The 22637-nt window shown below is 61.5% G+C and carries 28 protein-coding genes and 6 pseudogenes; 4 read left to right on the top strand and 30 right to left on the bottom strand.

Annotation, left to right across the window (positions count from 1 at the left end; translation table 11 throughout):
- Positions 1-105: 105 nt before the first annotated feature.
- From AC2S9W_RS20165 to AC2S9W_RS20130, 8 genes and pseudogenes are all read right to left on the bottom strand, one after another.
- Positions 106-1242, bottom strand: a complete 1137-nt coding sequence (locus AC2S9W_RS20165; protein ID WP_486572128.1) for a ParB/RepB/Spo0J family partition protein — start codon at positions 1240-1242, stop codon at positions 106-108.
- Entirely contained in the window at positions 1239-1475 is a 237-nt protein-coding gene (locus AC2S9W_RS20160) for a hypothetical protein (protein WP_486572134.1), read from the bottom strand. Before AC2S9W_RS20160 ends, AC2S9W_RS20165 begins: the two co-directional genes overlap by 4 nt.
- 95 nt (positions 1476-1570) lie before the next feature.
- Positions 1571-1996 (bottom strand): annotated as a pseudogene (locus AC2S9W_RS20155) (ParA family protein); the annotation flags it as partial.
- Between the two features lie 30 nt (positions 1997-2026).
- Complete coding sequence (locus AC2S9W_RS20150) at positions 2027-2374, bottom strand: hypothetical protein (RefSeq protein WP_228168057.1); 348 nt, start codon at positions 2372-2374, stop codon at positions 2027-2029.
- 9 nt (positions 2375-2383) lie between these two features.
- A complete protein-coding gene (locus tag AC2S9W_RS20145; protein WP_059153604.1) occupies positions 2384-2635 on the bottom strand; it encodes a helix-turn-helix transcriptional regulator in 252 nt (83 codons plus the stop codon).
- A gap of 105 nt (positions 2636-2740) precedes the next feature.
- Positions 2741-3055 carry a single-stranded DNA-binding protein gene (locus AC2S9W_RS20140; RefSeq protein ID WP_030540874.1) on the bottom strand — a complete coding sequence of 105 codons (315 nt, stop codon included), beginning with the start codon at positions 3053-3055 and terminating at the stop codon, positions 2741-2743.
- A 405-nt stretch (positions 3056-3460) separates the two neighbouring features.
- Positions 3461-4134: pseudogene (locus AC2S9W_RS20135) on the bottom strand (recombinase family protein).
- On the bottom strand, positions 4127-4882 hold the full coding sequence (locus AC2S9W_RS20130; protein ID WP_486572127.1) for a hypothetical protein: 756 nt from the start codon (positions 4880-4882) through the stop codon (positions 4127-4129). Before AC2S9W_RS20130 ends, AC2S9W_RS20135 begins: the two are co-directional and overlap by 8 nt.
- 125 nt (positions 4883-5007) lie before the next feature.
- Here AC2S9W_RS20130 and AC2S9W_RS20125 point away from each other — a divergent pair, with 125 nt between their 5' ends.
- Both AC2S9W_RS20125 and AC2S9W_RS20120 read left to right on the top strand, forming a co-directional pair.
- Positions 5008-5265 carry a helix-turn-helix domain-containing protein gene (locus AC2S9W_RS20125; RefSeq protein ID WP_008827847.1) on the top strand — a complete coding sequence of 86 codons (258 nt, stop codon included), beginning with the start codon at positions 5008-5010 and terminating at the stop codon, positions 5263-5265.
- Between the two features lie 110 nt (positions 5266-5375).
- On the top strand, positions 5376-5555 hold the full coding sequence (locus tag AC2S9W_RS20120; protein WP_008827848.1) for a hypothetical protein: 180 nt from the start codon (positions 5376-5378) through the stop codon (positions 5553-5555).
- Here the strand turns inward: AC2S9W_RS20120 and AC2S9W_RS20115 are convergent.
- The 11 genes and pseudogenes from AC2S9W_RS20115 to AC2S9W_RS20065 all read right to left on the bottom strand — a co-directional run bounded on the left by AC2S9W_RS20115 (position 5542) and on the right by AC2S9W_RS20065 (position 13699).
- Positions 5542-5865, bottom strand: a complete 324-nt coding sequence (locus tag AC2S9W_RS20115) for a hypothetical protein (protein ID WP_486572126.1) — start codon at positions 5863-5865, stop codon at positions 5542-5544. The genes AC2S9W_RS20120 and AC2S9W_RS20115 overlap by 14 nt on opposite strands.
- Before the next feature lie 871 nt (positions 5866-6736).
- Positions 6737-7207 (bottom strand): hypothetical protein, encoded by a 471-nt coding sequence (locus AC2S9W_RS20110; RefSeq protein WP_486572125.1) that lies wholly within the window; start codon positions 7205-7207, stop codon positions 6737-6739.
- Between the two features lie 59 nt (positions 7208-7266).
- The gene (locus tag AC2S9W_RS20105) at positions 7267-7488 is read right to left on the bottom strand and encodes a hypothetical protein (protein ID WP_004213291.1); all 222 of its coding nucleotides are present in this window, start codon (positions 7486-7488) and stop codon (positions 7267-7269) included.
- A gap of 291 nt (positions 7489-7779) precedes the next feature.
- Positions 7780-8097, bottom strand: coding sequence for a hypothetical protein (locus tag AC2S9W_RS20100; RefSeq protein ID WP_006953908.1), 318 nt, complete (start codon positions 8095-8097; stop codon positions 7780-7782).
- Positions 8098-8316: 219 nt separating this feature from the next.
- Positions 8317-8574 (bottom strand): hypothetical protein, encoded by a 258-nt coding sequence (locus tag AC2S9W_RS20095; RefSeq protein ID WP_008831892.1) that lies wholly within the window; start codon positions 8572-8574, stop codon positions 8317-8319.
- Between the two features lie 255 nt (positions 8575-8829).
- Positions 8830-9448: pseudogene (locus tag AC2S9W_RS20090) on the bottom strand (DUF6884 domain-containing protein).
- The gene (locus AC2S9W_RS20085; protein WP_486572124.1) at positions 9357-10268 is read right to left on the bottom strand and encodes a hypothetical protein; all 912 of its coding nucleotides are present in this window, start codon (positions 10266-10268) and stop codon (positions 9357-9359) included. Before AC2S9W_RS20085 ends, AC2S9W_RS20090 begins: the two are co-directional and overlap by 92 nt.
- On the bottom strand, positions 10265-10513 hold the full coding sequence (locus AC2S9W_RS20080; RefSeq protein ID WP_030541643.1) for a hypothetical protein: 249 nt from the start codon (positions 10511-10513) through the stop codon (positions 10265-10267). The genes AC2S9W_RS20085 and AC2S9W_RS20080 overlap by 4 nt, the downstream gene beginning before the upstream one ends.
- 349 nt (positions 10514-10862) lie before the next feature.
- Positions 10863-11959, bottom strand: a pseudogene (locus AC2S9W_RS20075) (DUF4942 domain-containing protein).
- Between the two features lie 976 nt (positions 11960-12935).
- Positions 12936-13172 carry a hypothetical protein gene (locus tag AC2S9W_RS20070; RefSeq protein WP_008831822.1) on the bottom strand — a complete coding sequence of 79 codons (237 nt, stop codon included), beginning with the start codon at positions 13170-13172 and terminating at the stop codon, positions 12936-12938.
- A 287-nt stretch (positions 13173-13459) separates the two neighbouring features.
- Positions 13460-13699, bottom strand: coding sequence for a hypothetical protein (locus AC2S9W_RS20065; RefSeq protein WP_172705133.1), 240 nt, complete (start codon positions 13697-13699; stop codon positions 13460-13462).
- A 9-nt stretch (positions 13700-13708) separates the two neighbouring features.
- Here AC2S9W_RS20065 and AC2S9W_RS20060 point away from each other — a divergent pair, with 9 nt between their 5' ends.
- The gene (locus AC2S9W_RS20060; RefSeq protein ID WP_237230251.1) at positions 13709-13927 is read left to right on the top strand and encodes a hypothetical protein; all 219 of its coding nucleotides are present in this window, start codon (positions 13709-13711) and stop codon (positions 13925-13927) included.
- Between the two features lie 39 nt (positions 13928-13966).
- Here the strand turns inward: AC2S9W_RS20060 and AC2S9W_RS20055 are convergent, their stop codons facing one another.
- From AC2S9W_RS20055 to AC2S9W_RS20035, 5 genes and pseudogenes are all read right to left on the bottom strand, one after another.
- Entirely contained in the window at positions 13967-14500 is a 534-nt protein-coding gene (locus AC2S9W_RS20055; protein WP_037520606.1) for a hypothetical protein, read from the bottom strand.
- The gene (locus AC2S9W_RS20050; protein WP_004213310.1) at positions 14497-14706 is read right to left on the bottom strand and encodes a hypothetical protein; all 210 of its coding nucleotides are present in this window, start codon (positions 14704-14706) and stop codon (positions 14497-14499) included. Before AC2S9W_RS20050 ends, AC2S9W_RS20055 begins: the two co-directional genes overlap by 4 nt.
- A gap of 12 nt (positions 14707-14718) precedes the next feature.
- Positions 14719-14985, bottom strand: coding sequence for a hypothetical protein (locus tag AC2S9W_RS20045; RefSeq protein ID WP_008831641.1), 267 nt, complete (start codon positions 14983-14985; stop codon positions 14719-14721).
- Entirely contained in the window at positions 14982-15269 is a 288-nt protein-coding gene (locus AC2S9W_RS20040; RefSeq protein WP_030541545.1) for a hypothetical protein, read from the bottom strand. The genes AC2S9W_RS20045 and AC2S9W_RS20040 overlap by 4 nt, the downstream gene beginning before the upstream one ends.
- An 11-nt stretch (positions 15270-15280) precedes the next feature.
- Positions 15281-15376 (bottom strand): annotated as a pseudogene (locus AC2S9W_RS20035) (DUF3768 domain-containing protein); the annotation flags it as partial.
- A gap of 61 nt (positions 15377-15437) precedes the next feature.
- Between AC2S9W_RS20035 and AC2S9W_RS20030 the strand changes: the two are divergent.
- Positions 15438-16588 (top strand): annotated as a pseudogene (locus AC2S9W_RS20030) (IS110 family RNA-guided transposase).
- Positions 16589-16846: 258 nt separating this feature from the next.
- On the opposite strand, the gene AC2S9W_RS20025 reads toward AC2S9W_RS20030, so the two are convergent.
- The 6 genes from AC2S9W_RS20025 to AC2S9W_RS20000 form a co-directional block, all read right to left on the bottom strand.
- Positions 16847-17188: a DUF3768 domain-containing protein gene (locus tag AC2S9W_RS20025; protein ID WP_486572123.1), complete on the bottom strand. Its 342-nt coding sequence runs from the start codon at positions 17186-17188 to the stop codon at positions 16847-16849.
- 326 nt (positions 17189-17514) lie between these two features.
- Positions 17515-18795, bottom strand: a complete 1281-nt coding sequence (locus tag AC2S9W_RS20020) for a Fic/DOC family protein (RefSeq protein ID WP_059153630.1) — start codon at positions 18793-18795, stop codon at positions 17515-17517.
- 3 nt (positions 18796-18798) lie between these two features.
- Positions 18799-19059 carry a hypothetical protein gene (locus AC2S9W_RS20015; protein ID WP_022684640.1) on the bottom strand — a complete coding sequence of 87 codons (261 nt, stop codon included), beginning with the start codon at positions 19057-19059 and terminating at the stop codon, positions 18799-18801.
- Between the two features lie 147 nt (positions 19060-19206).
- Positions 19207-20079, bottom strand: coding sequence for an ArdC family protein (locus AC2S9W_RS20010; RefSeq protein ID WP_059153607.1), 873 nt, complete (start codon positions 20077-20079; stop codon positions 19207-19209).
- A 377-nt stretch (positions 20080-20456) separates the two neighbouring features.
- A complete protein-coding gene (locus AC2S9W_RS20005) occupies positions 20457-21821 on the bottom strand; it encodes a ParB/RepB/Spo0J family partition protein (protein WP_486572122.1) in 1365 nt (454 codons plus the stop codon).
- Positions 21815-22231, bottom strand: coding sequence for a ParB/Srx family N-terminal domain-containing protein (locus AC2S9W_RS20000; protein ID WP_486572121.1), 417 nt, complete (start codon positions 22229-22231; stop codon positions 21815-21817). Before AC2S9W_RS20000 ends, AC2S9W_RS20005 begins: the two co-directional genes overlap by 7 nt.
- Positions 22232-22637 lie beyond the last annotated feature (406 nt).

Here is a 22637-nt window from a genome sequence, read left to right as displayed (position 1 = left end):
GATCTTGAAGCCCAGCGTCTTTTCCATGTGGGGTAGGTATCTCCCAACCGTGAAGCGCGATCCGATAGGATTGAGCGTATCGGTTAACATTAGCCGCCGCAAGGCTTATCCTGCCATAAAGTAGATACCTACCCCACAAACAAAAGCGGTGGCAACTGCCACCGCTTCAAAATTCCACGCCGCCTCAATGCTGAGTGAACGTGGACGGTAAAAGCTATCAGAAGTCGAAGGTTTGGGGCGCAGCCTCGCCGTCGAACCGAACCGTGACCTGGCCGCTGAGAACAATCCCGCGACGGCCCTGAATGATGATGGCCGGTGCGTCGTTGGCCTCTTTCGGCTGACGGGGGTGCGCGGCTTGTGATCGGAACGCTCGGCAAGCGCAGCGCCCTCCCCTTCCCGCTCGTCGTCGCCGGCATCCAGTTCGGGCCGCTCCCGACGCTCATCTGCTGCACTGGTGGCAGCTGCCACCGGCGCGCGCGATTCTTGGGGCAGCGCTGAATCGTCATTCGGTTTAGCGGCGCCGGCCTGAGCGCTCTCTTCATCGGGACCGCCTTGGAGCGTGGCAAGAAACTGCTCGCAGGCGGCGGCTGTCGGATTTTCATTCGTGACCACGAAATTGCGCGTGGCCTCCTCGTCCAGCTCGATCGCGTGTTTGATGGCGACGGCGGCGCGCGGAGAACAATTCTTCAACGCGGCAAGAATGTCCTCGGGCAAGGTGCGCAGCGAGTAGAGGCGCTTCACTTCCGAATGCGGCTTGGCGATGCGCGCGGCTAGATCCTTTGTCGAAAGCGTGTCACTGACGCGGCTCGCGATGAAACTGACGCGCTCGGCCAGACTTAGGGCTTGGCGTTGTTCGTTCTCAAGAAACTGGTCGAGGCCAATATCGCGTTCGGCGTCGGCCTGATCCAGAACGGTGTCGATCTGGTCGAAACCAAGCTGGCGGCACGCGCGGTAGCGCCGCTCGCCGTATCGGATGATGTAGCGGCCGTTCGATGTTGGCGCGACGACGATGGGTTGCAGCAAGCCGCGGTCCTTGATGGTCGCGGCCAGTGCATCAATCTCGGCCTGGTCGAACTCCCGGCGAACCTGCGCGGGGTCTGGATCAATGTCAGCGAGCGGAAGGCGCTGAAACCGCCCAGCTGCCTTGAACTCGGTATTCGCGGGGACGGCCGAAAAATCCATCGCGTCCATATCGAAGTCGGCAAAGCTCTTCTTCGCCGGTTTGACAGCTGCCTTGCTCATGCGGCTTCCCTCTCAGCTTGATCGACAATGTAGGAGACGACTTCGCGCAGGACCGGCGCGCTGCGGCGCGTATCCTTGGCAAGTCGCCACACGGGAATTTCGAGAAGGGCCGCCTCGCGCATATGCTCGCGGTGCGGGATGGTATGCGGGACAACATTGGCGGGTAGCGCCTGCCCGATCCGCTCCATGAGCATTTTAGACACTTCACTCGTCGTCTGCACACGATTGAACACGATCCCGAAGCGGGTTTCGTTGCCCTCCCCCGAACCTTATTGGCAAGGCTGATGCTTTGCGAAATCTCGTTGAGCGATTGCCGTGCGGTTTTGTCGGGGTCTAAAGGCACCGCGACATAATCGGATGCGATCAGCGCCATAAGGTTGCGGCCATCCCAAGCCGGGGCCGTGTCGATCACGCAATAGTCGTAGTGCTTGGCAAGGCCGGCACGAATGGCGCGAACATAGGCGGCGATGTGCTGGCCCTGCTGCGGGCCGTCAGTCGTCAGTTCGACCACTTGCCTCGTGTTCTTGAAGCAAGCCAGCGCCGGAGGTTCCTCGACGGGGGCGAAGTCGAGTATCGACTGAACCGGCCCGATCTGCTCGAACTCGGCTTTCAGCATTCCGGCACTGTGGCATTGCTTGTCCAGGTCAAGGACCACGACACGCTTGCCCTGCTCGGCCAGATGCCACGCGATATGACAGGTAAGCGTGGTCTTGCCGATGCCACCGCGCTCATTAGTCACTACGATTGTTCGCATTGAGAATCCCTTCAATGGCTGCGCCACGGGCTACTTGTGCCAGCGGTTATGGGCGGCGCTATTTCCCGATCCGAAGCGATACTGCGACTGCATATACCATGGGTTCGGATCGTCATTCAGGTGAAGGCCCTTGCGCTTGCGACGCGGGCTGGTTGGTTCGGTCGGTGGATCTTTGCCGAAGATAGCCGCCAGCACGAAAGCTGCGACCACGGCCACGCCCCACCAGCCAAAGGCAGCGTGGGCCAGCGTGGCGACAATAAGAGCCACGATCAGCATGAGCGCGCCAGCTGCGATCAGCAGGATAAGCCACGCCAAAAGCATAGCCGTCCGTAGCGCGCTTGCTGCACGCCGGAGTTTGCTGACGATCTGACGGCGCATAGTGACCTCCTAAGCTGTGCGGCTCTCGCCTCGATCGGAGCCGATCAGCTTAGGGAAAGGCTGCTCCCTAAAGATGTTCGGCACTTGAGTTCGCAGTGCGTGGGACATTCGGAGCGCCGTTATCAAAGTGGCGTCCTGCCTGCCGTTCTCGATGGCGGCGACTGTTTCAGGTGAGACGTGAATCCTCGCCGCCAGCTCGGATTGCGTAAGTCCGGCAGCGATGCGCAAGCTCGCTACACGATTGAACAGTTTGGCCGCCACAAATGCCTCGCAAAATTAAACCCTATTATCGTTAGGGTCTATGAGAGGCATTGTCCACAAAAAGGGCGGCCGCTAGGCCGCCCGTCTTATGGGGAGGGAGGGGGCTTAATCAGCCCCGCCCCTCGTCAGGATGCCCAGCCCCTCAGCGATCAGGTCCACCGAGTAGCGGGTTTCGCCATTGCTCTCGTAGCTGTTCTGGCGGACCCGTCCGGTGATGTGAACGAGGTCGCCCTTGCCCAGATCAGCGGCGCGCTCTGCCAGCTGGCGGAAGAACGTCACACGGTTCCAGTGCGTATCGGTCTTCCATTCATCGCCATCCTTGCGGTTGTAGTTCGCGGCGACGGAAACGTGGGTGACTTTATCGGTCGTATCGACACTGCCAACGCGGCCGATGATCCGAAATTCAGCGATGTTCTGCATGGTAGTCTCCTTTGGATAAGCGTTGCTGACGGATTTTTTGCGGCGGAGCTGAGCCACGCGGGCAAGCTGAAAATGGGAGGGTCCGCTTGCGGAAACCCAAGGCCGAAGGCCGGTTTTCTGCTTGCCCGCATTAGTGGCGATGCGCAGTTCGTATCCGTCAGACAGCAACGCCCAAAGGAAACCGCCCGAGTAGATGCAGCAATTTGGACTGGCGGTGGTGGCAGCTGCCACCGGCCATTGGCGCCCATAGGTCGCTGCGCTCGATCGGCATGGGGGCGATTGAAAACCCTGTCGCGGCTCCGCCGCTCTTTCCCTGGCTGGCAGTCCGTTGACGCGGGCAGGGGACTGCCGGTGGCAGCTGCCACCGGCGCGAAGCCGAACAGAAAGGGCAATCAGCGTTTCCGCTCACGGTGATTTCGCTGAGGGCTGGGTTCTTGCACCGGCGGCGCGATGCGCCGCCCATACTCGCTTGACTGTGCTGCGGTCGCAATCGGCCAGCTCTGCCGTTTTGGCAATGCTCTTGCCCGCCTCGCGCAATGCCACAATGCGGGCGTGCGTTGCCCGATCGCCTTTGCGCCCTCCGCTGCGACCTGCGGCTTTTGCCAAGGCGATACCCTGGCGCTGTCGCTCGCGGCGATCGGTGTAATCGTCGTGGGCCATCTGTAAGGCGATCTTCAAGAGCATCGCCTGAACAGATTCGAGCACGATGCGGGCGATGCCATCGGCATCGGCCGCGAGGTCGGACAGGTCCACGACGCCGGGAATGGCAAGTCGCGCGCCTCGCGCACGAATTGTCTCAACCAGCTGCTCAGCCTCGGTCAAGGGGAGACGACTTATCCGGTCGATCTTCTCCGCGATCACTACTTCGCCGGGTTGAAGATCGGCAATCATTCGCAAAGCTCGGGGCGGTCGGCGCGGGCACCCGATGCCTTCTCTCGATAGACCGCCGCGACATAGTAGCCTGCGGCCTTTGCTTCGCCCACGATCGCGTCTTGGCGACGCAAATCCTGCGCGTCGGTGCTGACGCGCAGATAGACGCGGGCAATCTGTGGGGCAGGGGAAGGAACGTTCTCAGTCAGCAAGGTCAGGCCCCTCGGGCGGCGATGAGCGAAGCTTGGCAATGCCTGCGTCCGCTTGTGCGATTTCAATTCCGCACTGGCGCGCTCTTGCGCGCAATCGCTCAAGCTCAGAATTGCGGGGGAGAAACATGCGAATGACCCGGTTCCGTCCTTCTAGCGCGATTATGCGCTGCGCAAGATAAGCCGCCTCATCATTCAAGGCCTGGTGCTGTTCCTCCGCCTTGCGTAGCTGGCGCTCCCACGCTCGCTTTCGAGCTTTCGCGCGCCGCCTTTCATCGCGGTGTCGAGCATCAATCCTTTTTTGGTCCTGCTCTCTGGCCGCTGCTTCGGCCGCGCTAGCGGCAACTTCCTCTTCCCGCGCCCTATCAGCATTTCGCTTCGCAATGAGCGCATCGAGCACGGCCGCGTCCGTGCCGAGATTGTTCATCACCCATCGCATCCGTCTGTAGGCCTTTGCTTCGATCTGTCCGATCGAACCAGGCGAAAGCCCCACCACACTTGCCACTGTTCGCTGCGTTTGCGCTTCCCCTCGGGACCACCAATCCTTAGGCGCACAATTTGCTCTTCTCGCGGTTCGAGTTGCTAGCAGTTTGTCCATAATGTGAGGATCGTTGATCCGCTCGATCGCGCTGCCGCCGAGGCTATCAGCCGAAGCCGTTGCGCTATGGTTCGCCGTCTTGGCAAGCTTCGCATTAAACAGCGCGATCGGTGACTGCATGTTCATTATCCCATGTTCCAGCACGAACATGGCGCACAATCTATACCATCTGCGCTAGGCGCGAAAGCCATGGCGCAAATAGCTTCTAGAGCAACCCTATTGCGCCATGCTGCCCGTGCCGACATTCTGCGCCTAGCCAGAAGGACGCGAACACGATGCCAACCATATACCTGAAACGAACATCGCCGTTGATGGCCCAGCTAGGGGCCAACATCGCTCGCGAACTAAAGAAACTAGGCATAACTCAAGGGGAGTTGTCCGAACGCTCGGGCGTTGCGGCGTCACATATTTCATACATGGTGCGCGGACATGGTAATCCAACGCTTGCTACCTTGGAGAGCCTTGCCGATGTTTTCGGATTATCGGTTGTCGAATTATTGGCAGCGGATAGCACTTCCCGCGATAAGTCCTGAAAGGCAGTCGCTTAATTTGATCGGAACAATCTATGTCCAGTAACCCGCCCCGCGAATTTGACCGACTGCTACAAGATGCGCCGCTGGTGCGGGCAATGGGGGAGCACTCGATGTTTGCCACGCTGCTTGCGCGCCAAGGCATTGTCGAGGCGAGCGAGGTTGCAAACTTGCTGGGTATCTATGCGGTCGCCACAAGCGAAGTCGATAATGAAGAGGGCATGATCTTGGGATGCTGGGCAGCTATGATCCGCGACGTGGCGGAGCAACAGCGCACAGCTACTCGCAAATAACCCCGGCGCGCACGGCGCTAAGGGGCCGGTCACGGCCCTTGGCGGCGGGCGTCAGCGCCGCCTTGGCGGCGAGGTCGCGCAGGCCGTAGCCGTCGGTCTTGTTGCGGGCGGCGTCCGCCACCTGGCGGACGATGTGCACCATGAAGCTGCGCCGGTTGGTGCGGCTGATGCACGAGAATCCGGCCTGCAAGGCGATTGCCTGCACCTCGTCCACGGGGCGTTTGTCCAGGACGCGGTAGGCGTCGCCGAGCTTGCCGCTGCGGGTGGCTTCGACCAGGGCACGGGCTGCCGTCTCGGTGTCGTTGCTCATGGCGTGGCTCCTGTCTCGGATTGCGGGTGCGGTGGCCGGTTCCCCGGCCACCGCTGCGGGCCGCTAGGCGGCTGCGGCTAGTCAGCACGGCCACGGTGACTCCACCTGCGGGGGTCGTGGATCCTAACCCCGGCAACAACAGCTCAACGGCACGCCTGGTGGTGGTGCAGCAGAATGATGGAGCTGGTTGTAATGCAGGGAATGAAGGGGTGAGCTGTGCGGAGCATGCTACGCGGCCGCCGGCCGGAGCTGCGAACAAGGAACCCGACGCCGGCGCAACGCCGGGGTCGCGATAGGCGAACCAGGCCGCCCCGAGGGGCGGCTTCGCTTAAGCGCTTAAGTCGTGCCGGGTCGGGGCGGATCGCGTCCCTCGCAAACTAGTCCGCGCAGACGGCGACCCGGCTCATTGTCATCGGGCCTCCACCGAATCCCGGCGTCGCGCGATTGACCCAGCGAACCTTCTTGCAGCTCGTCTTGCCGGTGCGCGTTGTCGCCCTCGGACGGGCGTCGGCCGGGGCTGCGCCAGCCTGCTCGTCCAGCCATCGGTTCGCTGCGGCGGGGCCGTCCCGCAGCATCCTGCGACGATACTCGGCCTTGTTTCTAGAGAAGGCGGCTTGCCGCTCGGCCTGCGAAACCTGCCGTGACGGCGTGGTACGCGGAGGCGCCTTGGACCTTCTCTCGCCAGGCCTGTCCGTCACCATGTCCTGTTGGTGACGACGCAGTGTTTCGTCTCGAACCGAGTCGAGATGCGTGCCTAGGTAATCCTGCGCTGCTACGGGGCCAGTGGTGGCAAGTAATGCCAGGACTAGAGCGATGTTCCGCATTGAATTCTCCTGCGTGTTTCGGAAGCCACGGCGCGAAGTGCTGTGCCTTACTGCCATCGTCCGCCCTCGGTTTCAACGAACGTCTCCGGCAAGTGAAAGGCTTGCAGGGCGACGGTCAGGGCGTCTTGGACGTCCGACCATTCGACGCCATCGGGGCCGTCAAGATAGGCGCGGATCAGCAGGCGGCACGCCTGCGCGGCCTTGGACGGGTCGGGCTTGATGGTGAGCGGACTGCGACGCTCGGCGAGTGATGCGGTCACTGTCGTTCTCCTGTCTTGGGGTAGCCGTGAGCCGCTTCGATCTTCTGGGCCAGCTCGGCCGGTGTTCGGAATCAAGTAGATCCTCGGCGCTAAGATCGGCCGCGAAAACTCGCTTCCGCTGGGTGGCGCGCGATCGACGGCGAAAGCGGTCAGATAGGGCCGCGCCTCGTCCGTGGCGATCCAGCGCCAGAAAGCATTGCCCTGGCCGAATAAACCGCTCTCGAACATATCGAGCCGTGCTTGTGCGAAGTCGGTCAATTTGCGTCTCCTGACAATCAGGCGGTTCGGCAAAAAGGAGGCCGAAGCCTCCCTTTGTCTTACTGGAACAGTTTGATGAAAGCGGGCGCGAGGCCGATGACTGCGAGGACGAAACCGACGCTGCCGATGACCCAAGTTTGTGCCGTCAGCTTGCTTTCGATTCCCTTGTTCGCCTCCTGAACCTTCACGGCGATATACTCCTCAATAGCCTCTACAACTTCCGCTGCGGCGTCGTCGGACAGATTAGCCGCTTTCAGTGCTCTAAACAATTTGATGTGCATCCGGTTCTCCTTCTCGTTGGTGACGGGAGACACCCGGCATGGGCACCGGCGCCGGCTGTCAGGGACCGCGAAGCGGCCGCGTTAGCGGGCGGTGGGGGAGCCGATTTGCGCAGCAAATTGGGGGACCGCCGATCCTTGAAAGCTGGCGCGCACCCATGCCAAAATGCCACGACACACAGAGAGAAGAGATTGCGCGGGGCGGGGTTCGATGCCCCGCCCCGCGCTCTGCATGGCACCGAGATCATCGGTTTCGCCCAGCGGGCGAAAGGGGGTTAGCCCGCCCCTCCGGCGTCAGCCGGATTGGCCGCGCTTCGCCTTGGCCGCCAGCACGACCGCGACGACTTGCGGATAGACGCATTCGCCGCGCTCGATGTTGCGGATGCCGGGGCCGTCGAGCACGTCCTTTATACGGTCCTCGATGATCTGGCCCAGCTCGGCCGCAACCGCCTCGATGTCAGCACTCGTCTTGCCGATAAACATCGGGTCTTTCGGCCACATGCTTTCCGCGTCGAAATGATCCTTATCGTTCAACGCGGTCGCCAGCGCCTCGATCGCAGCATTTCCAAGCGCACGCTCGAAAGCCAGCTGAGCGAACAGACGATGAGACATAACAACCTCCTTGTTGCCGGAATTGGCAAGGCCAAGGGGAGGGCAGCGCCGGGTCGGGTCAGGGACCGCGAAGCGGCCGCGCTAGCGGGCGGTGGGGGAGCCGATTTGCGCAGCAAATTGGGGAACCGCCGATCCTTGATGCGGCCTGGTGCAGCCCTCATGCTAGGAAGACACTGACGGGGGATTTAACAAACTAACGCCCGCCCATCGAGCGGACCTTCACCCTGCGCCGTCTCGCGCCCGAACGATCGCGCTGTATTCCAGCAGCGTTTGCCGGACATTCTCATCATCCACCACATTGAGCGCATGGCCGGTGGCCGATGCCTGATCCGTCCGCATTTCGAGCCAAGCGATCCGCGCCGCGTTCGGCGCTACGCAACCATGCTCGAGCGCGATCTGCTCACTGTAACCGGCGATAACGTCGTTGATGGCCTCAAGGGCCGCCTCATAGGCGATGGCCTGATCTTGGGTCCACAAGGGCGCTGTCGGTGAGAGGGCAGTCACCTTGCCATATAGAGAGGGCAACTGGTCTCCCGGCAAGCGCAAACTACGCCATTTGCGCTTGCCGAGAGTGGGCGGCCCTACCGGGGGCTTGGGCCGTTGCTGGGCCTATAATCCTCAAACTCACAACGCCAAATGGCGTTGGATAGATTGAAAGGGCGGCGCGACAAACAGATGCCCCCTCGAAGCGCATCGTGCGAAGTTGCGCATGGACCGCGACAATTCTCGCTCTCAGTTGTCGCTCAACCAAGCGAGCTGCTGACCGATTCCAAGCCCCTCCATCGGAACCGATGCGCGCCGTTCGATCTGCGGCCAAAGGGGATCGCGATAGTTGCGGCCTGCGAGAACGATCAGCGGCGCGGCGGCGTCGATCTGCTCGGCCATTGCTTCGATCACGCGCGCGCCCCAAAGGCGGCGCGCGCTGCCTTCATCGCGCCTAGCGTTTCGTCATAGGGCGCGATGACGGTTTCCGGGGCGATCAGGCCATGCTTTGCTGACAGGATGAACCATGCGCCGCCCTGTCGTTCGACATAGGCACGGGCCTTCTGGAACCATGGCGATGCGTAAAGATCGCGCGCCGGGGCGGGGCGGTCCAGCTTCGCAGCAACGCAAGCGACAAGGAAAACCGGAGACGGGGACGGGGAGGGTCGATGACAGACGGCGGCGCTGCCTCAAGATCGGCAATGACGGTGCAGCGGCCCCATTTCTGCAATTGGCGCTGCCATCCTTTCGGCGGTCCTTGGCGCTCGGCAACGTGGCTAAGGGTCGGTCCACCGAACAAGTCGGGTTGCTCCCCGATGCGCTGCACCGGGGGAACGTAGCGAGGTTCGCGGATGCAATGGCGGGCCATGCTCGATCCCCTCAAAAGGCGAAAGCGGTCTGGCCGCTCGCCTCGGTAAAGCTGGCGCTATCGCCTGCCGCGTAACGGTCGCGGCCCATGGGGACCATTGCAGATGCCCGGAACGGTCATAGGAAAACCAACCATCCTCGATCCCGATGATGAAAGACCATGCCTTATCCTCGGCGCAAGGTCCGTGAAGATTGATCGGCCAATGCTCGGCCCCGCGTTCCTGCTGGCAGGGCGACGGCGCGGAAAAGCTGCGAAGCAACGCGGCGCGGTCGGTCGGCTCGGTAGCTCCCATTTCCCGCATGATCTGGCGGGCCTCGACGGTGCTGATGTGGCCGCTCGCCTTCCTGTCGGCGTGGTCCGAATAGCGAAGGCCATAGACAACGGCATTGAAGATATTGCGCGGCTCGGTGAACTCCTGCGTGGCGAGCAATTCGCGCCATTTCCCGGCGCTGATAAGGTCCACCGCATGATGCCAGAGCGAATGAACGCGGTTGCTGTAGCCGTGGCGGTTCGTCACGCCATCGCGGGCGATCTCGATCCCAAGCGCACGCTCGACGTGTTGCACGAAAGGATGGGCGGCAAGCAAAGGATGGCGAAGGCCGATCTTGCGCGGCTCGTCCTGCTCTGCGCGGATGACCTCGATGGGGAACTGAAACAGGCGCGACGGCAGATTCCACGGCGCGGAAAGGGGAAAGTCGCGGGGCACATCAAGCGCCCCGTTAATGTCCAGCACAAAGCCGTTTGGCGCGAAGCCTGCGGCAATGATCTGGTCGCCCAGCTGGTCGGCCTGCGCGGTGCGTATCGCGGCGGCGGCGCTCATGCGCTCAACTCCGCATAGGTGGCGCTGCACTCGTAGCGGATCGCATCGCCATCCCACATAGGACCGCAAACGCCCTTGAATTTCGGTGCGCCCTGCAACTCAGGCCGCTGGCTCGGATTGCTGTCGTAACCGCTGCATTGAAGCCCCTCGACCGCTGCCCGGCTGACGATGGTTTCAAAGGTCGCGCCCTCGATCTCGATCCGGTCAAAGTCCTGCTCGGTCTGGCGGTAGATACGGATTTTCATGGGCTTTCCCTTCCTAATTGAGCCGAAGGCGATGACGGGTCATCGACTTCTGCCGAAAGCGGGCGACGCTGGGCCGGGGAATGCCGCAAACGGGGCCGATCAGGGGGAGGGGATCACCCGCCCTGCACGGAGCGCAGCGAAGGAAGGGCGGGGAAACCCGCCTGGTCGCCAAGCGGAGCCGCGCAGCGGCGGAGACGGTCTAGCCCTTGCGGCAGGGGGCAGGAACAGGCCCCAAACGCGACAAATCAGCGCGGCGGCTTGCCGCCTCAATCTGCGCCAGGACAGGCGGTGGCAGCTGCCACCGCCTGCACCGATCAACCCGGCTTGCGGATCGCAAGCAAAACAGTGTTCACGTTGGTTCCGGCGTGGGCGAAAGAACCGGGGGAAGGTCGATCCATTTGCGACCGTGGAAATAGATCGCCTCGCAACCAGCGATCATGCGGTGTAGCGCCTTGTGGCGCTGATCCTCGCCATACTCTGCCCGCGCGCTCATGATTGCCACCAGCACGCCTCCCGGTTTGAGAAAGGCGAGGGCATGGCGCACATGGTCACAGTCGCGGCCTCGATCAAAAGGCGGGTTCATTATCACCGCGTCGAACGGTGCGTAATGGGCCGGGTCCAATGCGAGAAAATCGCCCTCGATCGCATCGGCAAAGCCGTGGATTACGCGTAGTTCGTGGGCGAAGCCGGGTTGCAGCTCCACGCAAGTTACATCGGCACCAGCGTTGCGCGCGGCCGAAGCAAGCGCGGCCTTTCCCGCGCTAGGCTCTAGAACGCGCTGGCCTGTGCTGATCCTCGCATGTTCGATGACCTGGGCGGCGATCTCCGGGGAAGTCATGAACGCGCCGAAGTTCTTAGCGGGCGTGATATGATAGGCCGGGGCCGCTTCTGCCTCGGTCGTCTCATAGCCATCACCGATAGCCTCGCCGTAATATTCCGCGAGCAACAGATTCACGCTCTGCAGAAGGTCGTCACGCTCGAACCATATGTGCAGATTCCCATTCTTGAAGACGCGAACGCGGAAATAGTCGCCCTCGATCACGGTTGGCAGCGATCCGCGCACGCGTGCCGAATCGGCAACCTGTGAGGCGATGCTGTGGCCCTCTGAAACCGGGGCTTTTCGTCCAGTTCCAGAAAGACGCGCTCCACGTCCCGCAACGTGTCGCGGCGCTCGTAGCGGTCCCATGATCCCCATTCGTTCAAGGCGCGGTCGATGATGAGACGCGCGCCGATCTTGAAACCGTTGTGCGAGCGAAAGCGGCGATCCAGCTTGGCGAAGACGTTGGCGATGCCGCGCAAATAAAGGTCGCGCCGGTTGGTCCAGATATTCCCGAAAGTGGCGGCGCAGTTGTCGGGCGTGAACGGCACGGGATCATCGCGCAAGCCGTCATGAAACTCCTTGCGGGCCTGCTGATCTAGCAGCTGGTCAAAACCCAGCTGCTCCATGAGGGCCGCCCAGCACCGGCGGTCCATCGTGTGCGTCAAGACGCGCTCGAAATTGTCGCGTGCGTCGATGGTCTTGCGCGCTCCCGTCTCCTTGTCGCGCTGGTCGATAGGCTGCGACTGGATAAAAGCGCGGGTCAACGTGTCCTCGGTCCAGTCGCGGCCACATGACAGCGACAGTGCGCCGCCAAGGGTCAGGCGGGCCGCCTCGTCGCGGGTTGCATGGTAGGTGTCATAGAGGCTGAGCCAAAGGGCTATGGCCTTGTCTCGGCCGTCGCAAATATCCGCGATCTGCGCGGGCGTCATAAGCTCCTGGCCCATGTTCACGCCCCCGACAATAAGAGCACCAAAGCCGAAGCCCTCGGCGGCGTCCTCGATGGTGGTCACAAGGCCGTCAAAATCTTCCTCCGGCCCTAGTAGGTCGGCAATCTCGATGACAGCGGGAAGGTCAGCGCCATGATTTTCGGCAAGGTCTTTGATGTAGCCAAAGCGGTCGAAATTGCCCTCTTCCTCATAGCGAGTGAGCGGGATGGTGCGGGCGGCGTTGATCCGAAGAATTGTGGCCAGCGGAATGTCGGTCATGTGCTGTTTTCCCTGCCTAGAATGGAGCCGAAGGCGATGACGGGTCATCGACTTCTGCCCAGCGGCGAGCAGGGCCGGGGAATGCCGCAAATCAGGGCCGATCAGGGGGAGGGGAATCACCCGTCCTGCACGGAGCGAAGCGAAGGAAGGGCGGGGAAACCCGCCTGATCGCCAAGCGAGGCCGCATAGCGGCCGAGACGGTCCAGCCCTTGCGGCAGGGGGCAGGAACAGGCCCCGAAGTCGAACAGCGGGCGCGGCGGCATTGCCGCCTCAATCTAGGAAAAGCGCCCGCCAGGTCATAGCATAGCGGCGACCTAGCGGGCGCTGCGGCATGTCGCCGGCGACATGCCCAACGGATAGCGCCGGAAGCATCCGAGTAATCGGATCCTCCGTCAGTTTAATTGCCCGAGCGGTTGCGCGACACGTCCGCATAAGGTTTGCGGCGGCACTGGCTGCACCGAAGCCGCGCGATGAGTTCGTATATGCGGGTATCGAAAGAAATGCGGCGTGAGCGGGCGAAGTCGCCCAGCGGGGCGACGACGCGGCGACCGCAAGCGCACTGGATGCGCAGATAGCAGCCTTGCCGATACCAGATAGGATCAATGGGCTTGGGGCGGTTGTAGTTCGCGGCCATTGGGCGCTTATGCGCCAAACGGAACAGGAGGGGAACGCGCCGCGCGCACGCCGGCTATTGGATTGGCAAGGGAAAAGGGCTATATAGGCAATGCTTCGTGTGCTGATTCATTTCACGCACCTACCTGAACCCGCCGTGCTGTCACACGGCGGGTTCAAACTTTAGGGCGGGCGGCCCTGTCAGACCACCCGCCCCGCTGGATCAGCCCTTATCGGACTTCCCCAGCTTCACAATTGCAATCACGAGCGCGACGGCTGCGATCGTCAATTGAGCTGCTTCATATGCTGTCAAATCACATCACCTCCTTTGAGCGAGAGGATTTGCGAAAGGCCGCTGTCACAGTCCTTCGCCCTCGCTCGATGAAGGCTATACAACGGATTGACGACAATGCGCGCGAAACGCTCTTCACATTTTCGTGAAGCCATTGGATGATCGCCGGCGACCGTTGATGAAAAGGGGAAGCTATGGGCCTCGTATCGCAGGTTAGCGCCGATGACCGGGAAAGCGCATGGCGAATAGTCCGTCATCGCGAAATCATGGAACGACTGATTCCGCTTTGGGCCGTGCTCGGCGTTGCGCTGGTGTTGATGGGCGTGGACCTGGGCGGGCGTCTGCTGTGGACGCTGCCGATGATCGGATATGTCTTTGGGGTGATGGCGGTCGATCATGGCCCTGATTACCGCGCCGCGAATTATTGGGTGCCGGTCCTGGGAAGCCAAGCGGCGGCGCTGCTGCCTCTCATCACCAAATTCTAGATCTCTCTGGAGCGGTGGCAGCTGCCACCGCTCCACGCGTCAAGCTCTGCCCTCGAAGCGGGCGATCAGCTGCTCCGCTACGGAAGCAATTTCGGCGGGGTCGGCGGTTTGAGTGCAATCGCCGCCTACAACAGCGCCGAGCGTGCCGCCGTCCAGTTGGACAACGTGGACACGCCACACGTCGCGCCGGAGTTCGTATTGATCGGGAAGCGGCCTCTGCATGATTTCATGAAACACTAGGTCAACCCATTGGCGCGCGTCCGGATCGGAAGACGCATCGGCGTAGTCGGCGCGGCTCGCCATGACGCTGTATCGGTCGCCTAGCATGAATTGGCGTTCGCGCGCGCGCCGGTCCTGCTCGATCCGCGTTACGCGATCTTTTTCCGCCCGCTTCATCGCCTGTTTCATCCGAACATCGTCGGCGCTGCGCGTCAGCGCCGCCATGATGTTGGGGACGCGCGCGGGCATATAATGCCCCGCGCGCTCGGCCGCCTCGATCACAAATTGCAAATCGCTGATCTCGGTAGGCGAGAGGGTGACGCGAACGGCGCTCGCCGTGTTGCTGATTTTCATGGCTGCGGCTCCGGCTCTTCTTTCGCCTTGTAGGCGGCAAGGCCGATCCATGATCCGTTGTCGCCGCGAAACTGGCGCACAACATCGCCGCCGTCCCAATGGCCGGTGAAGATGCCGCGCCGGTTGATGCCGCCGACGGGGCGCGTGCGCGCCGCCAGAAGGCGGGCGCGGCGCGTGTCTCGATCTAGGTGGCGCATGGGTTGCATGGTCAATCCTTCCTATTCGCTGGCGGTGTCGAGGTTTGTGCCGATCTCGTCGGCGTCGAAGTCTTCAAGGGCTGAAATCGCGCTTTCCAGTTCGGAAACTGCGGCGTCCATCGCCTGCGCACGTTCGCTGTCCTCAAGGCTGGGTGGTAGATTCTCGCGGGCGGCCTGTTCGTCATCCTTGACGGTTTCAAGCATGTCGCGCGCCTCATCCAACAGGGCTTTGCCCTTGTCGATCAGCACGCGGGCGGCGGCGATCTGCTTGCGGCGTTCGCGGTTCATGCCTCTGCCCTCACGTCGCCGCTGTCGATCTGGAATCCTGCGCGGGCCAGCTCGTCACAAAGGGCGTGCTGCCTCTCTTCGCGGGTGCCGCTGGTGGCGATATAGCTGCATCGCCCCCAATGGAACGCGAAGCCTGCACGTTTCAGGCATCCGCGAAACCGCTGGTGGGTGCGGTCGCTCCAATCCAGTGTGCCCGCATAGTTGCGGAAAGCGGCGACGGCGCAGACGGAACCATAATTCTCATCACGCCAGCTAAGCTCGATAACCGGGGGCGATTTGGTCATGATGGCCTCCCTCAATATTCACTGGTTAGGAGAATGGTGAGCACGCGGGTTGTGGCATCGGGATTCCACGGTTCGGCGCTGCCAAATTCAAGATCGCGGTCGTAATAGATCCTATGCAGGCCGGATCGGCTATGCCGTTGTTCCGTCAAACCTCACGGAGAACGCTACATGCAGAACGCGTCGTCAGATTACTGCCCCAAGACTTCTGTCATTGTCAGCGTTGAGCTCAGCAAGCGCAACTGGCTTGTTGCCTCGCTCTCGCCAGGAGCGGCGAAGCCTTCGCTGCGGACAATTCCTGCCGGGAACAGCGCGGCACTGATCACTCACCTTCGAAATCTTGAGTGCAAGGCCGCTGATCGTATCGGCGAACCTGCCGCCATTCGCCTGTGCTTCGAGATTGGATATGATGGCTTCTGGCTCGCAAGGCTACTGCGGTCGAACGACATCGATACATATGTGCTGGATCCCGCCAGCTTCCTCGTGTCGCGGCGAGGCAGGCGCGCAAAAACTGACCGGATCGACGCCGAAGCCATGATCGGGATTCTGAAAGCCTATCTCGCTGGCGACAAAAGCGTGTGCCGTGTCGTGGAGGTGCCCTCTCCCGAGGAGGAGGACGCACGCAGAGTAATGCGCGAGCGCGGCGATCTGGTGCATGAGCGCACCCGAATTATCTCTCGGATCAGGGGCTCCTTGCGTTGCAAGGCATACGATCTGTCAAAGCCATCAAGGGCGGTGAATGGTCGAGCCAACTCGACGACATGCGCACCGGCGACGGGCGGCCTTTGCCACCAAACCTTCGTCGACAGATCGAGCGCTGTTTCGGGCGGCTTGCGTTGCTCAACGATCAGATCAAGGACATCGAGAGGGACCGCGCCCAAGTTGTGCTCGATGAGGAGTCCACCTTTCCATGCCGCGATAAAGCGGTTCGCCTCGAGCAGCTGAAGGGCATTGGCCCGAACAGCGCGGCAATGTTGGTCGCAGAGGTTTTCTGCCGAAAGTTCGAAAGCCGACGACACGTCGCGGCCTTCCTCGGGTTAGCTCCGGCGCCCTTCGCCAGCGGCGACGTTTCGCGTGATCAAGGCATCAGCAAAGCCGGTAACCGAAGCACACGTGTGCAGATGGTGGAACTTGCGTGGTGTTGGTTGAAATATCAGCCAAGTAGCGAACTGACCGTGTGGTATCGCACCCGGTTCAAAGGCAACGGCGCTCGCGCGGCAAAGGTAGGGATCGTTGCGCTCGCCCGAAAATTGTTAATCGCGCTTTGGCGCTTTGTGGAGACCGGTCTGGTCCCTCAAGGTGCCGAGCTCCGCGCCGCCTGATGCCTATGTTGCAACAGGCTCGTTAAGGCGACGCGGATTGGTGTGATGTGTGACCGGGAAAATTGATGGCGCCTGAAAACGCCCAGTAATAGTTTGGTCCGCATCCGCCTTTGCTCGATCCGGGGATGTGAATACGGATTATGGTGCGCGGGCACGGCCGCGACCGGATACAAGTCTATGCACGGATAGTGCATCAGCTGACCTCGGAACGAATGAAGCCAATCCTTGAGCATTGCGTGTGGGGGCCCCAGCCCATCATCAAAAGGAACCGTTCAATGGTATCTTGACAAGGCCCGGATCATACAAGTCGAACTTCCACATGACCGAGAGGGCTGGGCGCGTGCTGTCGTCAGTCCAGCGGGTATGCCATTGGCCGATCACATCACGATAAAGGAAACCGGCGTCATGCTCGCCGTGCGGGTCGTTGTCGGGTGTGAAATCCTCAAAGCCCTCGATCATCTTGAGAATGTCGGACTGCGTGTTCTCGTCCAGCGCCGCGATGCCTTGCGTAATCACGGTGCGACAAGTCACACCCATCGTTCGCCGCGCAATGTCGTTCAGCGCCGCGATGGTGGCGATCTGGTCAGTTGTCGCTTCCATTTTCCTCACTCCTTTAGGCGAAGCCGCTGCCTGCGGCCTGCGGCTCTGACCCGCTGGCGAAGCGCGGGATGGGGAGGGGAAGCAAAATCGATGGGAGTGGTGCGGGCGGCGCGTCTAGGGAGGCCCCGGCGCGCGGGAGCGCGCCGGAACTGGCCGAACTTGGCGTGCAACCCGGTCCTGTCGATTATGCTTCGGGAACGAAAGGGCGGGTGCCCTTGGTGTTCCCCCGGTGGCAACTGCCACTACTGACGGGGCGCGGCCCTGGGCCGCTCGATCCTATGTGGCAGCTGACAGACTACTAGGCGCGCGGCCCTGGCCGCTCATTTTCAGCGCTCGCGGTCCTTTGATTTCTCGGCCGCCTGTGTCGGTGATTTGCCTTCGCGCAATGTTGCGGCGACATGCGCCTTTGCGCTTTCGACGATCTGCGCCAGCTGTTCCTTCGATGCGCCGCGCTCGGTAGCTGTGGCGACGCGCTTATCAATGGCCAGCTGGAATTGCGCGAACCTGGCATCGGCCCGGTTCTGCTCAGGCGAGTTTTTCTCGAATTGCGCGGCAAGGCGTAGATCAACCTGACTGACGCCGGGAGGCATGACTTGCAGACGTAGCACGCGATCGGCGGCCTGAATGTCGCGGTCGGTCATTTTCGAAAGGAAATCAGCAGTGCCCGCGCTGATGGCGCGGACTCGTTGCAGCGGGTCCATGCCCTCGGACCAACTGACTTCGATTTGATGATAGCGGCGCTGTTCGATCAGTTGAAGGTGGTGCATCGGCCCTTTGGGATCACGGAAAAAGGCGAGTTCCTGCGCAGAACGGGCGGCTAGCTGGCGCATGTCAGCGGACGTTTCCGCGATCCGGTTAAGCTGCTCATACTGCCGCGACGCAACGGTTTGCGCAGTAGGTAAGTAACGGCTGATCTGATCCTTGGCTTGCTCGATGCTCATAGCGCGCCGTTCGCCAGCTGGCATGAGAGATTCCATCGAGGGCGGAAACGCGATGCCCGCTGGCCCGCGCGCTGGCTCGACGCGGCTCTGTTCGAGGGGCATGGCATCACGGATAACTTTGGCGAGGGAGGCGTGATTTCCGGTATGGAAGCTATCGCGGCTCGCCTCCATCCAGTCCTTCGGCCCCATTGCCTGGATCGAGACGAATTTTTCGGCCGCAAGGGAATGTAGCTGCAAGTGCAGCCGCATGGTACGACCATTGCCCTCACGGAACGGATGAACGGCATTTAATTCGGAGATATGCCGTCCCATGGTATCGGCAAAGCGATCACGATCCATCGACTTGAGGGTTTGGAGGTCGGGCAGCTGCTTAAATTCGTGCTCCATGCTGCGGGCAATGAAGTGCGCTCGCGCAAAAGTGCTGCCGGGTTTGCTTATGTCCACAGTCCGAAAGCGCCCCGCCCAATCATATACATCCTGAAACAGATGATTGTGCAGTTCGCGATACTCGCGCGCATTCGTCGCCGGCATGGCGCGCTGCACAATCAGCTCGCCATGCCGGACAACCGAGAAGAAAGCTTCTCGCTCCTTGAGAATATTATCGTCGCGGATTCCCAGCTTGTTCCGAAGAACGTCGCTGTTACGCCAGGTGTAAGGGTCGCTCACCAATCATGCAGCAAGTTTCTGGCGGGACAGAACATCACGGTTGTAGTCCTGCGCCAGACCAATCGCCACATCGACGGGAATTTGGGTTTCGACCAACAGCAAACAAAAAGAGTGGTCATCCGAAACCAATTCAAGTCCTTCAATCTTGCAATTTGCGATTGCTTCGCAATAAGCTGCCATCACGTCAGGAATGTCTTCCTGCCGACGCGGCTCATACCCCATCGCCTTGATGCGATTCCTGTAGGTGTCGATGATATTTTCCATTTTGCACCTAAAAACGACCTGCTCCCGCCCATAGTTAACATGTCGGGATTTGTATATAAACCACATTGAGTAGCCCCCATATTTCACTTTCCTGAAATGAGACGCCGCGCAAGCGCGGCGTCTCGTGCATTTTGCGGGGCGGGGCATTCAATCCGCTTGGTCGGTCATCATCGCCAACAGGTAGTCGGCGGCGTTCTGCGCCTCGCGGGCTGCCTCAAAAATGGCGCGCTTGTCGTTGCGGAGCGCGGTCAACCAGTGCTCGATATACGCGGCATGGTCTTCGCGTTCCTCGACCTTGAAACCGACAATCGCGCCGATGAAGGATGCGCCCAGCTCGGCCACGAGTTCGTCCCTCGCATAGTCGGCGCGACTCGTTGAAATCAGGGTTTTTCGGTTGAGGCGGCTTTCATGCCCTGCATGATGCACGGCCTCATGCGCAAGCGTGGCATAGTAGTCGTCGGCGGAATGGAACGCTTCAAAAGCGGGCATTTGGATATAGTCGTCGCGGGTGTGGTAATAGGCTTGCGATCCGCCGATGCGAACGGTTGCGTCGATGCGAGAGAACATCACTTCAAGCTCAACGTCGCGGGTTTCGGGATTGGTGATGATCGGGGCGGGCGCGGGATATTTGCCGTCCAGTCCTTCGACCTGATCGGCATTGAAAACCGTGTATCGTTTCAAGAACGGAATGGCGCGCTCGTTGTCCGTCTCGGAGTCTTTCACGACAAGCTTGTTGGCATAGACAATGGTGGTTCCCTTGCTGCCCTTCCTGACATTGCCGCCCAGCTCCAACGCCTGTTTGAAGGTCAGCCAATAGGGCGAGGCGAAGCCCTGACGCATAGCGCTGGCCCAAAGGCTGAGGACGTTGATCCCACGATAGGCGACCCCATTGTGCCGGAGCGGAATGGTCGGCCCACCGCTCCACGGCTTCACCCACGGCTTGGTGCCCGCTTCCAGCATCGCAAGAATGTCGTCGGTGACGGCCTGATAAATGTCGATCCGGTTCGTTTCCTTAGCCATTTTTCACTCCTTTAGGCGAAGCCGCTGCCTGCGGCCTGCGGCTCTGACCCGCTGGCGAAGCGCGGGATGGGGGGGGAAGCAAAATCGATGGGAGTGGTGCGGGCGGCACGGCTAGGGAGGCTCCGGCGCTCGCGCGCGCCGGAACTGGCCGAACTTGGCGTGCAACCCGGTCCTGTCGATTATGCTTCGGGAACGAAAGGGCGGGTGCCCTTGGTGTTCCCCGGTGGCAGCTGCCACCACCGGCAACGCGCGGCCCTAGCCGCTCATTATACGCGGCCGATTTTACCGGCTGCGTTCTGTAAAATGGGTGCGGTGGCAGCTGCCACCGCCCCGCAAGTTTGCGGGGAGCGCGGGAGTGAAGCGCGCTCCCCATGCCGTCATGCCGCTTGGCTTTCGCTATCAGCGGCATCGGGCAAGGCAGAGGGTCGAAGGGCGGGGGGCAGGATGCGCCGCCCCGCAAGGCGCTCGTTGACCGTCAAGGCAAGATCAGAGCGCTTCATGGTCTGGCAATTCTCTGCGGCGTCGTTGCCGCAACCTTCGGCCAGCAGCTTCAAGAGCGTGGCCTTGCTAAGCTGGTCATAGAATACCTGATTGGGTTCCCACTTGTCGGCCATGTCGATCTGCGCGGCCCCGACGATCTGCGCCAGCTGGCGGTCGCGGTCGCTATGGAACGAAAGGCTCGTGATCTGCGAGGCCACGCAGTAGGCCAGCAGCCGCAATTTCGCTTCGCTGTCCATCTGGCGCATGTCGTCCAGCGTGGGTGTCTCGGCCAAGCGGGCAAGATCGGCCCCCGCGATTTCGTCAATGTCGGCAATCGTGGAATGGCCCATGATCGCCTCGTCAACATGGAAGCGGTTCTTCTCGGCGGTGATTTCGGCGGCTTGTTGCCACGAATAGGAGTTGCCGCGAACCTGCCCCAATAGGCCCGTCAAGAGCACGTCCAGCGCCAGCTCCGGGTCGCTGGCAAGGGCTTCCCGAACCGCCATCGTGCGGATGCCGCCCAGCTGATCCATGACCTTCTGCGAGTAGTCGGGCCGGGGAGGCTTGGGGCCATCGGCGGCGGTGCCCTTGGCGCTGCGCGTGAACGCAACCTGTTCGATACCGTCATGCCCGATGAAGACGATAAGCGAGTGCTCGGCCTTCTGCTCGGCGGTGAAGACGCGGCAAGCCGATACGATAGCGTCCTGCTTGCGGGTCAGGGCGCGCAACTCGTCGTCATAGTCGTGCTCGTCCTCGTCCACCTCGCTTTCCCGCTTGGCGATTGCCGCCTCGATCTCGACCAGCTGCGCGGTTTCTTCCTCGGTCGGATGGCGCTCGCCAGCGGGTTCCAGATGGCCGCGCATCCAGTAGGAATCAGGCCGGTAGAGCTGCCCTTCTGCATCGCGCCAGCCATCTTCGCGCGCCGCCTTGGCGATGGCGTCGAGCCGATCTTGCACAAGGTCCATGACAAGGCCCGCATCATCGCAATAGCGACGTTCTCCGAAAAGATCGGTGGTGAAGGTGCCGCCTGCGGCGCAATAGGCTTCCTCGCCTACAATGCGAAAATGCTTGTCGGTATCGGCAACCTTCTCCTGGGTGAGCATGGCGCGGATTTGGTGGGCGTTGTCGCCGGTGCGCTTGAAAACCTCAAGCTGGCGGTCCTGATCGTCTGTCAGCGCGAAAGCCTGCGCCGCGCCCATGCCGATTTCGTCTTTCTGGAAGGCTTTGAGAATGGTCGGGTGCAGCGCCGCCAGCTTCAACACGCGGCGGACATAGGCGGGGAGACGCCGAACGATGCTGCAACATCGTCAACGTCTTTGCCGCTGTCGATGATCGCCCGATAGGCGGCGATGGCATCGGCGGGGTGCATGTCCTCACGCTGCGCGTTCTCGGCAAGAGAGATTTCCAGCGCCTCGTCCTTGCTGCGGATTTCAACGGGAACCTCGAAAGTGCCGGGGATGGTCTTTGCCTTCTGCAACAGCTTCAAGGCCCGGTAGCGCCGCCCTCCAGCGCAAATCTTGATCTTGCCGTCCTCATCATAGCCGATCAGGTTTTGCAGCACGCCCCGCGCCTGAATGTCGGCTGCGAGGGCTTCAATTTCCTTGGGCTTCACCTTCCGCACGTTGAGGTCGGAAAGCGCCAGCTTGTTCAGTTGGATGGTCTGGATGGTCATTTTTCACTCCTTTAGGCGAAGCCGCTGCCTGCGGCCTGCGGCTCTGACCCGCTGGCGAAGCGCGGGATGGGGAGGGGAAGCAAAATCGATGGGAGTGGTGCGGGCGGCGCGACTAGGGAGGCCCCGGCGCGCGTGAGCGCGCCGGAACTGGCCGAACTTGTCGAGCAACCCGGTCCTGTCGATTATGCTTCGGGAACGAAAGGGCGGGTGCCCTTGGTGTTCCCCCCGGTGGCAGCTGCCACCACCGGCAAGGCGCGGCCCAGGGCCGCACATTTAGCGGCTAGAGAATGGCGAGAGCGAGAACCGCAACGATTGATCCGCACAATGCGGACAAGAGCATCAGGCGTGTCGTCGCGGCATTGATCGCGATCGCAGCGCCGGCACAGGCCCATAGCAGCGCAATCGT

The sequence above is a fragment of the Sphingopyxis sp. 550B genome (assembly GCF_057401805.1).
This window is presented reverse-complemented; position numbering and strand designations above follow the sequence as displayed.

Bases quoted from the DNA above. Each gene is read 5' to 3' on its own strand.
- AC2S9W_RS20065 (WP_172705133.1), bottom strand. From the start codon at position 13,699: ATGACGGACTATTCGCCATGCGCTTTCCCGGTCATCGGCGCTAACCTG.
- AC2S9W_RS20085 (WP_486572124.1), bottom strand. From the start codon at position 10,268: ATGAGCGCCGCCGCCGCGATACGCACCGCGCAGGCCGACCAGCTGGGC.
- AC2S9W_RS20000 (WP_486572121.1), bottom strand. From the start codon at position 22,231: ATGACCATCCAGACCATCCAACTGAACAAGCTGGCGCTTTCCGACCTC.
- AC2S9W_RS20015 (WP_022684640.1), bottom strand. From the start codon at position 19,059: ATGGAAAATATCATCGACACCTACAGGAATCGCATCAAGGCGATGGGG.
- AC2S9W_RS20105 (WP_004213291.1), bottom strand. From the start codon at position 7,488: ATGCACATCAAATTGTTTAGAGCACTGAAAGCGGCTAATCTGTCCGAC.
- AC2S9W_RS20060 (WP_237230251.1), top strand. From the start codon at position 13,709: ATGGAACGACTGATTCCGCTTTGGGCCGTGCTCGGCGTTGCGCTGGTG.
- AC2S9W_RS20080 (WP_030541643.1), bottom strand. From the start codon at position 10,513: ATGAAAATCCGTATCTACCGCCAGACCGAGCAGGACTTTGACCGGATC.
- AC2S9W_RS20045 (WP_008831641.1), bottom strand. From the start codon at position 14,985: ATGAACCGCGAACGCCGCAAGCAGATCGCCGCCGCCCGCGTGCTGATC.
- AC2S9W_RS20010 (WP_059153607.1), bottom strand. From the start codon at position 20,079: ATGGCTAAGGAAACGAACCGGATCGACATTTATCAGGCCGTCACCGAC.
- AC2S9W_RS20150 (WP_228168057.1), bottom strand. From the start codon at position 2,374: ATGCGCCGTCAGATCGTCAGCAAACTCCGGCGTGCAGCAAGCGCGCTA.
- AC2S9W_RS20120 (WP_008827848.1), top strand. From the start codon at position 5,376: ATGTTTGCCACGCTGCTTGCGCGCCAAGGCATTGTCGAGGCGAGCGAG.
- AC2S9W_RS20140 (WP_030540874.1), bottom strand. From the start codon at position 3,055: ATGCAGAACATCGCTGAATTTCGGATCATCGGCCGCGTTGGCAGTGTC.
- AC2S9W_RS20050 (WP_004213310.1), bottom strand. From the start codon at position 14,706: ATGCAACCCATGCGCCACCTAGATCGAGACACGCGCCGCGCCCGCCTT.
- AC2S9W_RS20025 (WP_486572123.1), bottom strand. From the start codon at position 17,188: ATGGAAGCGACAACTGACCAGATCGCCACCATCGCGGCGCTGAACGAC.
- AC2S9W_RS20125 (WP_008827847.1), top strand. From the start codon at position 5,008: ATGCCAACCATATACCTGAAACGAACATCGCCGTTGATGGCCCAGCTA.
- AC2S9W_RS20100 (WP_006953908.1), bottom strand. From the start codon at position 8,097: ATGTCTCATCGTCTGTTCGCTCAGCTGGCTTTCGAGCGTGCGCTTGGA.
- AC2S9W_RS20130 (WP_486572127.1), bottom strand. From the start codon at position 4,882: ATGTTCGTGCTGGAACATGGGATAATGAACATGCAGTCACCGATCGCG.
- AC2S9W_RS20040 (WP_030541545.1), bottom strand. From the start codon at position 15,269: ATGACCAAATCGCCCCCGGTTATCGAGCTTAGCTGGCGTGATGAGAAT.
- AC2S9W_RS20070 (WP_008831822.1), bottom strand. From the start codon at position 13,172: ATGGCCGCGAACTACAACCGCCCCAAGCCCATTGATCCTATCTGGTAT.
- AC2S9W_RS20055 (WP_037520606.1), bottom strand. From the start codon at position 14,500: ATGAAAATCAGCAACACGGCGAGCGCCGTTCGCGTCACCCTCTCGCCT.
- AC2S9W_RS20165 (WP_486572128.1), bottom strand. From the start codon at position 1,242: ATGAGCAAGGCAGCTGTCAAACCGGCGAAGAAGAGCTTTGCCGACTTC.
- AC2S9W_RS20115 (WP_486572126.1), bottom strand. From the start codon at position 5,865: ATGAGCAACGACACCGAGACGGCAGCCCGTGCCCTGGTCGAAGCCACC.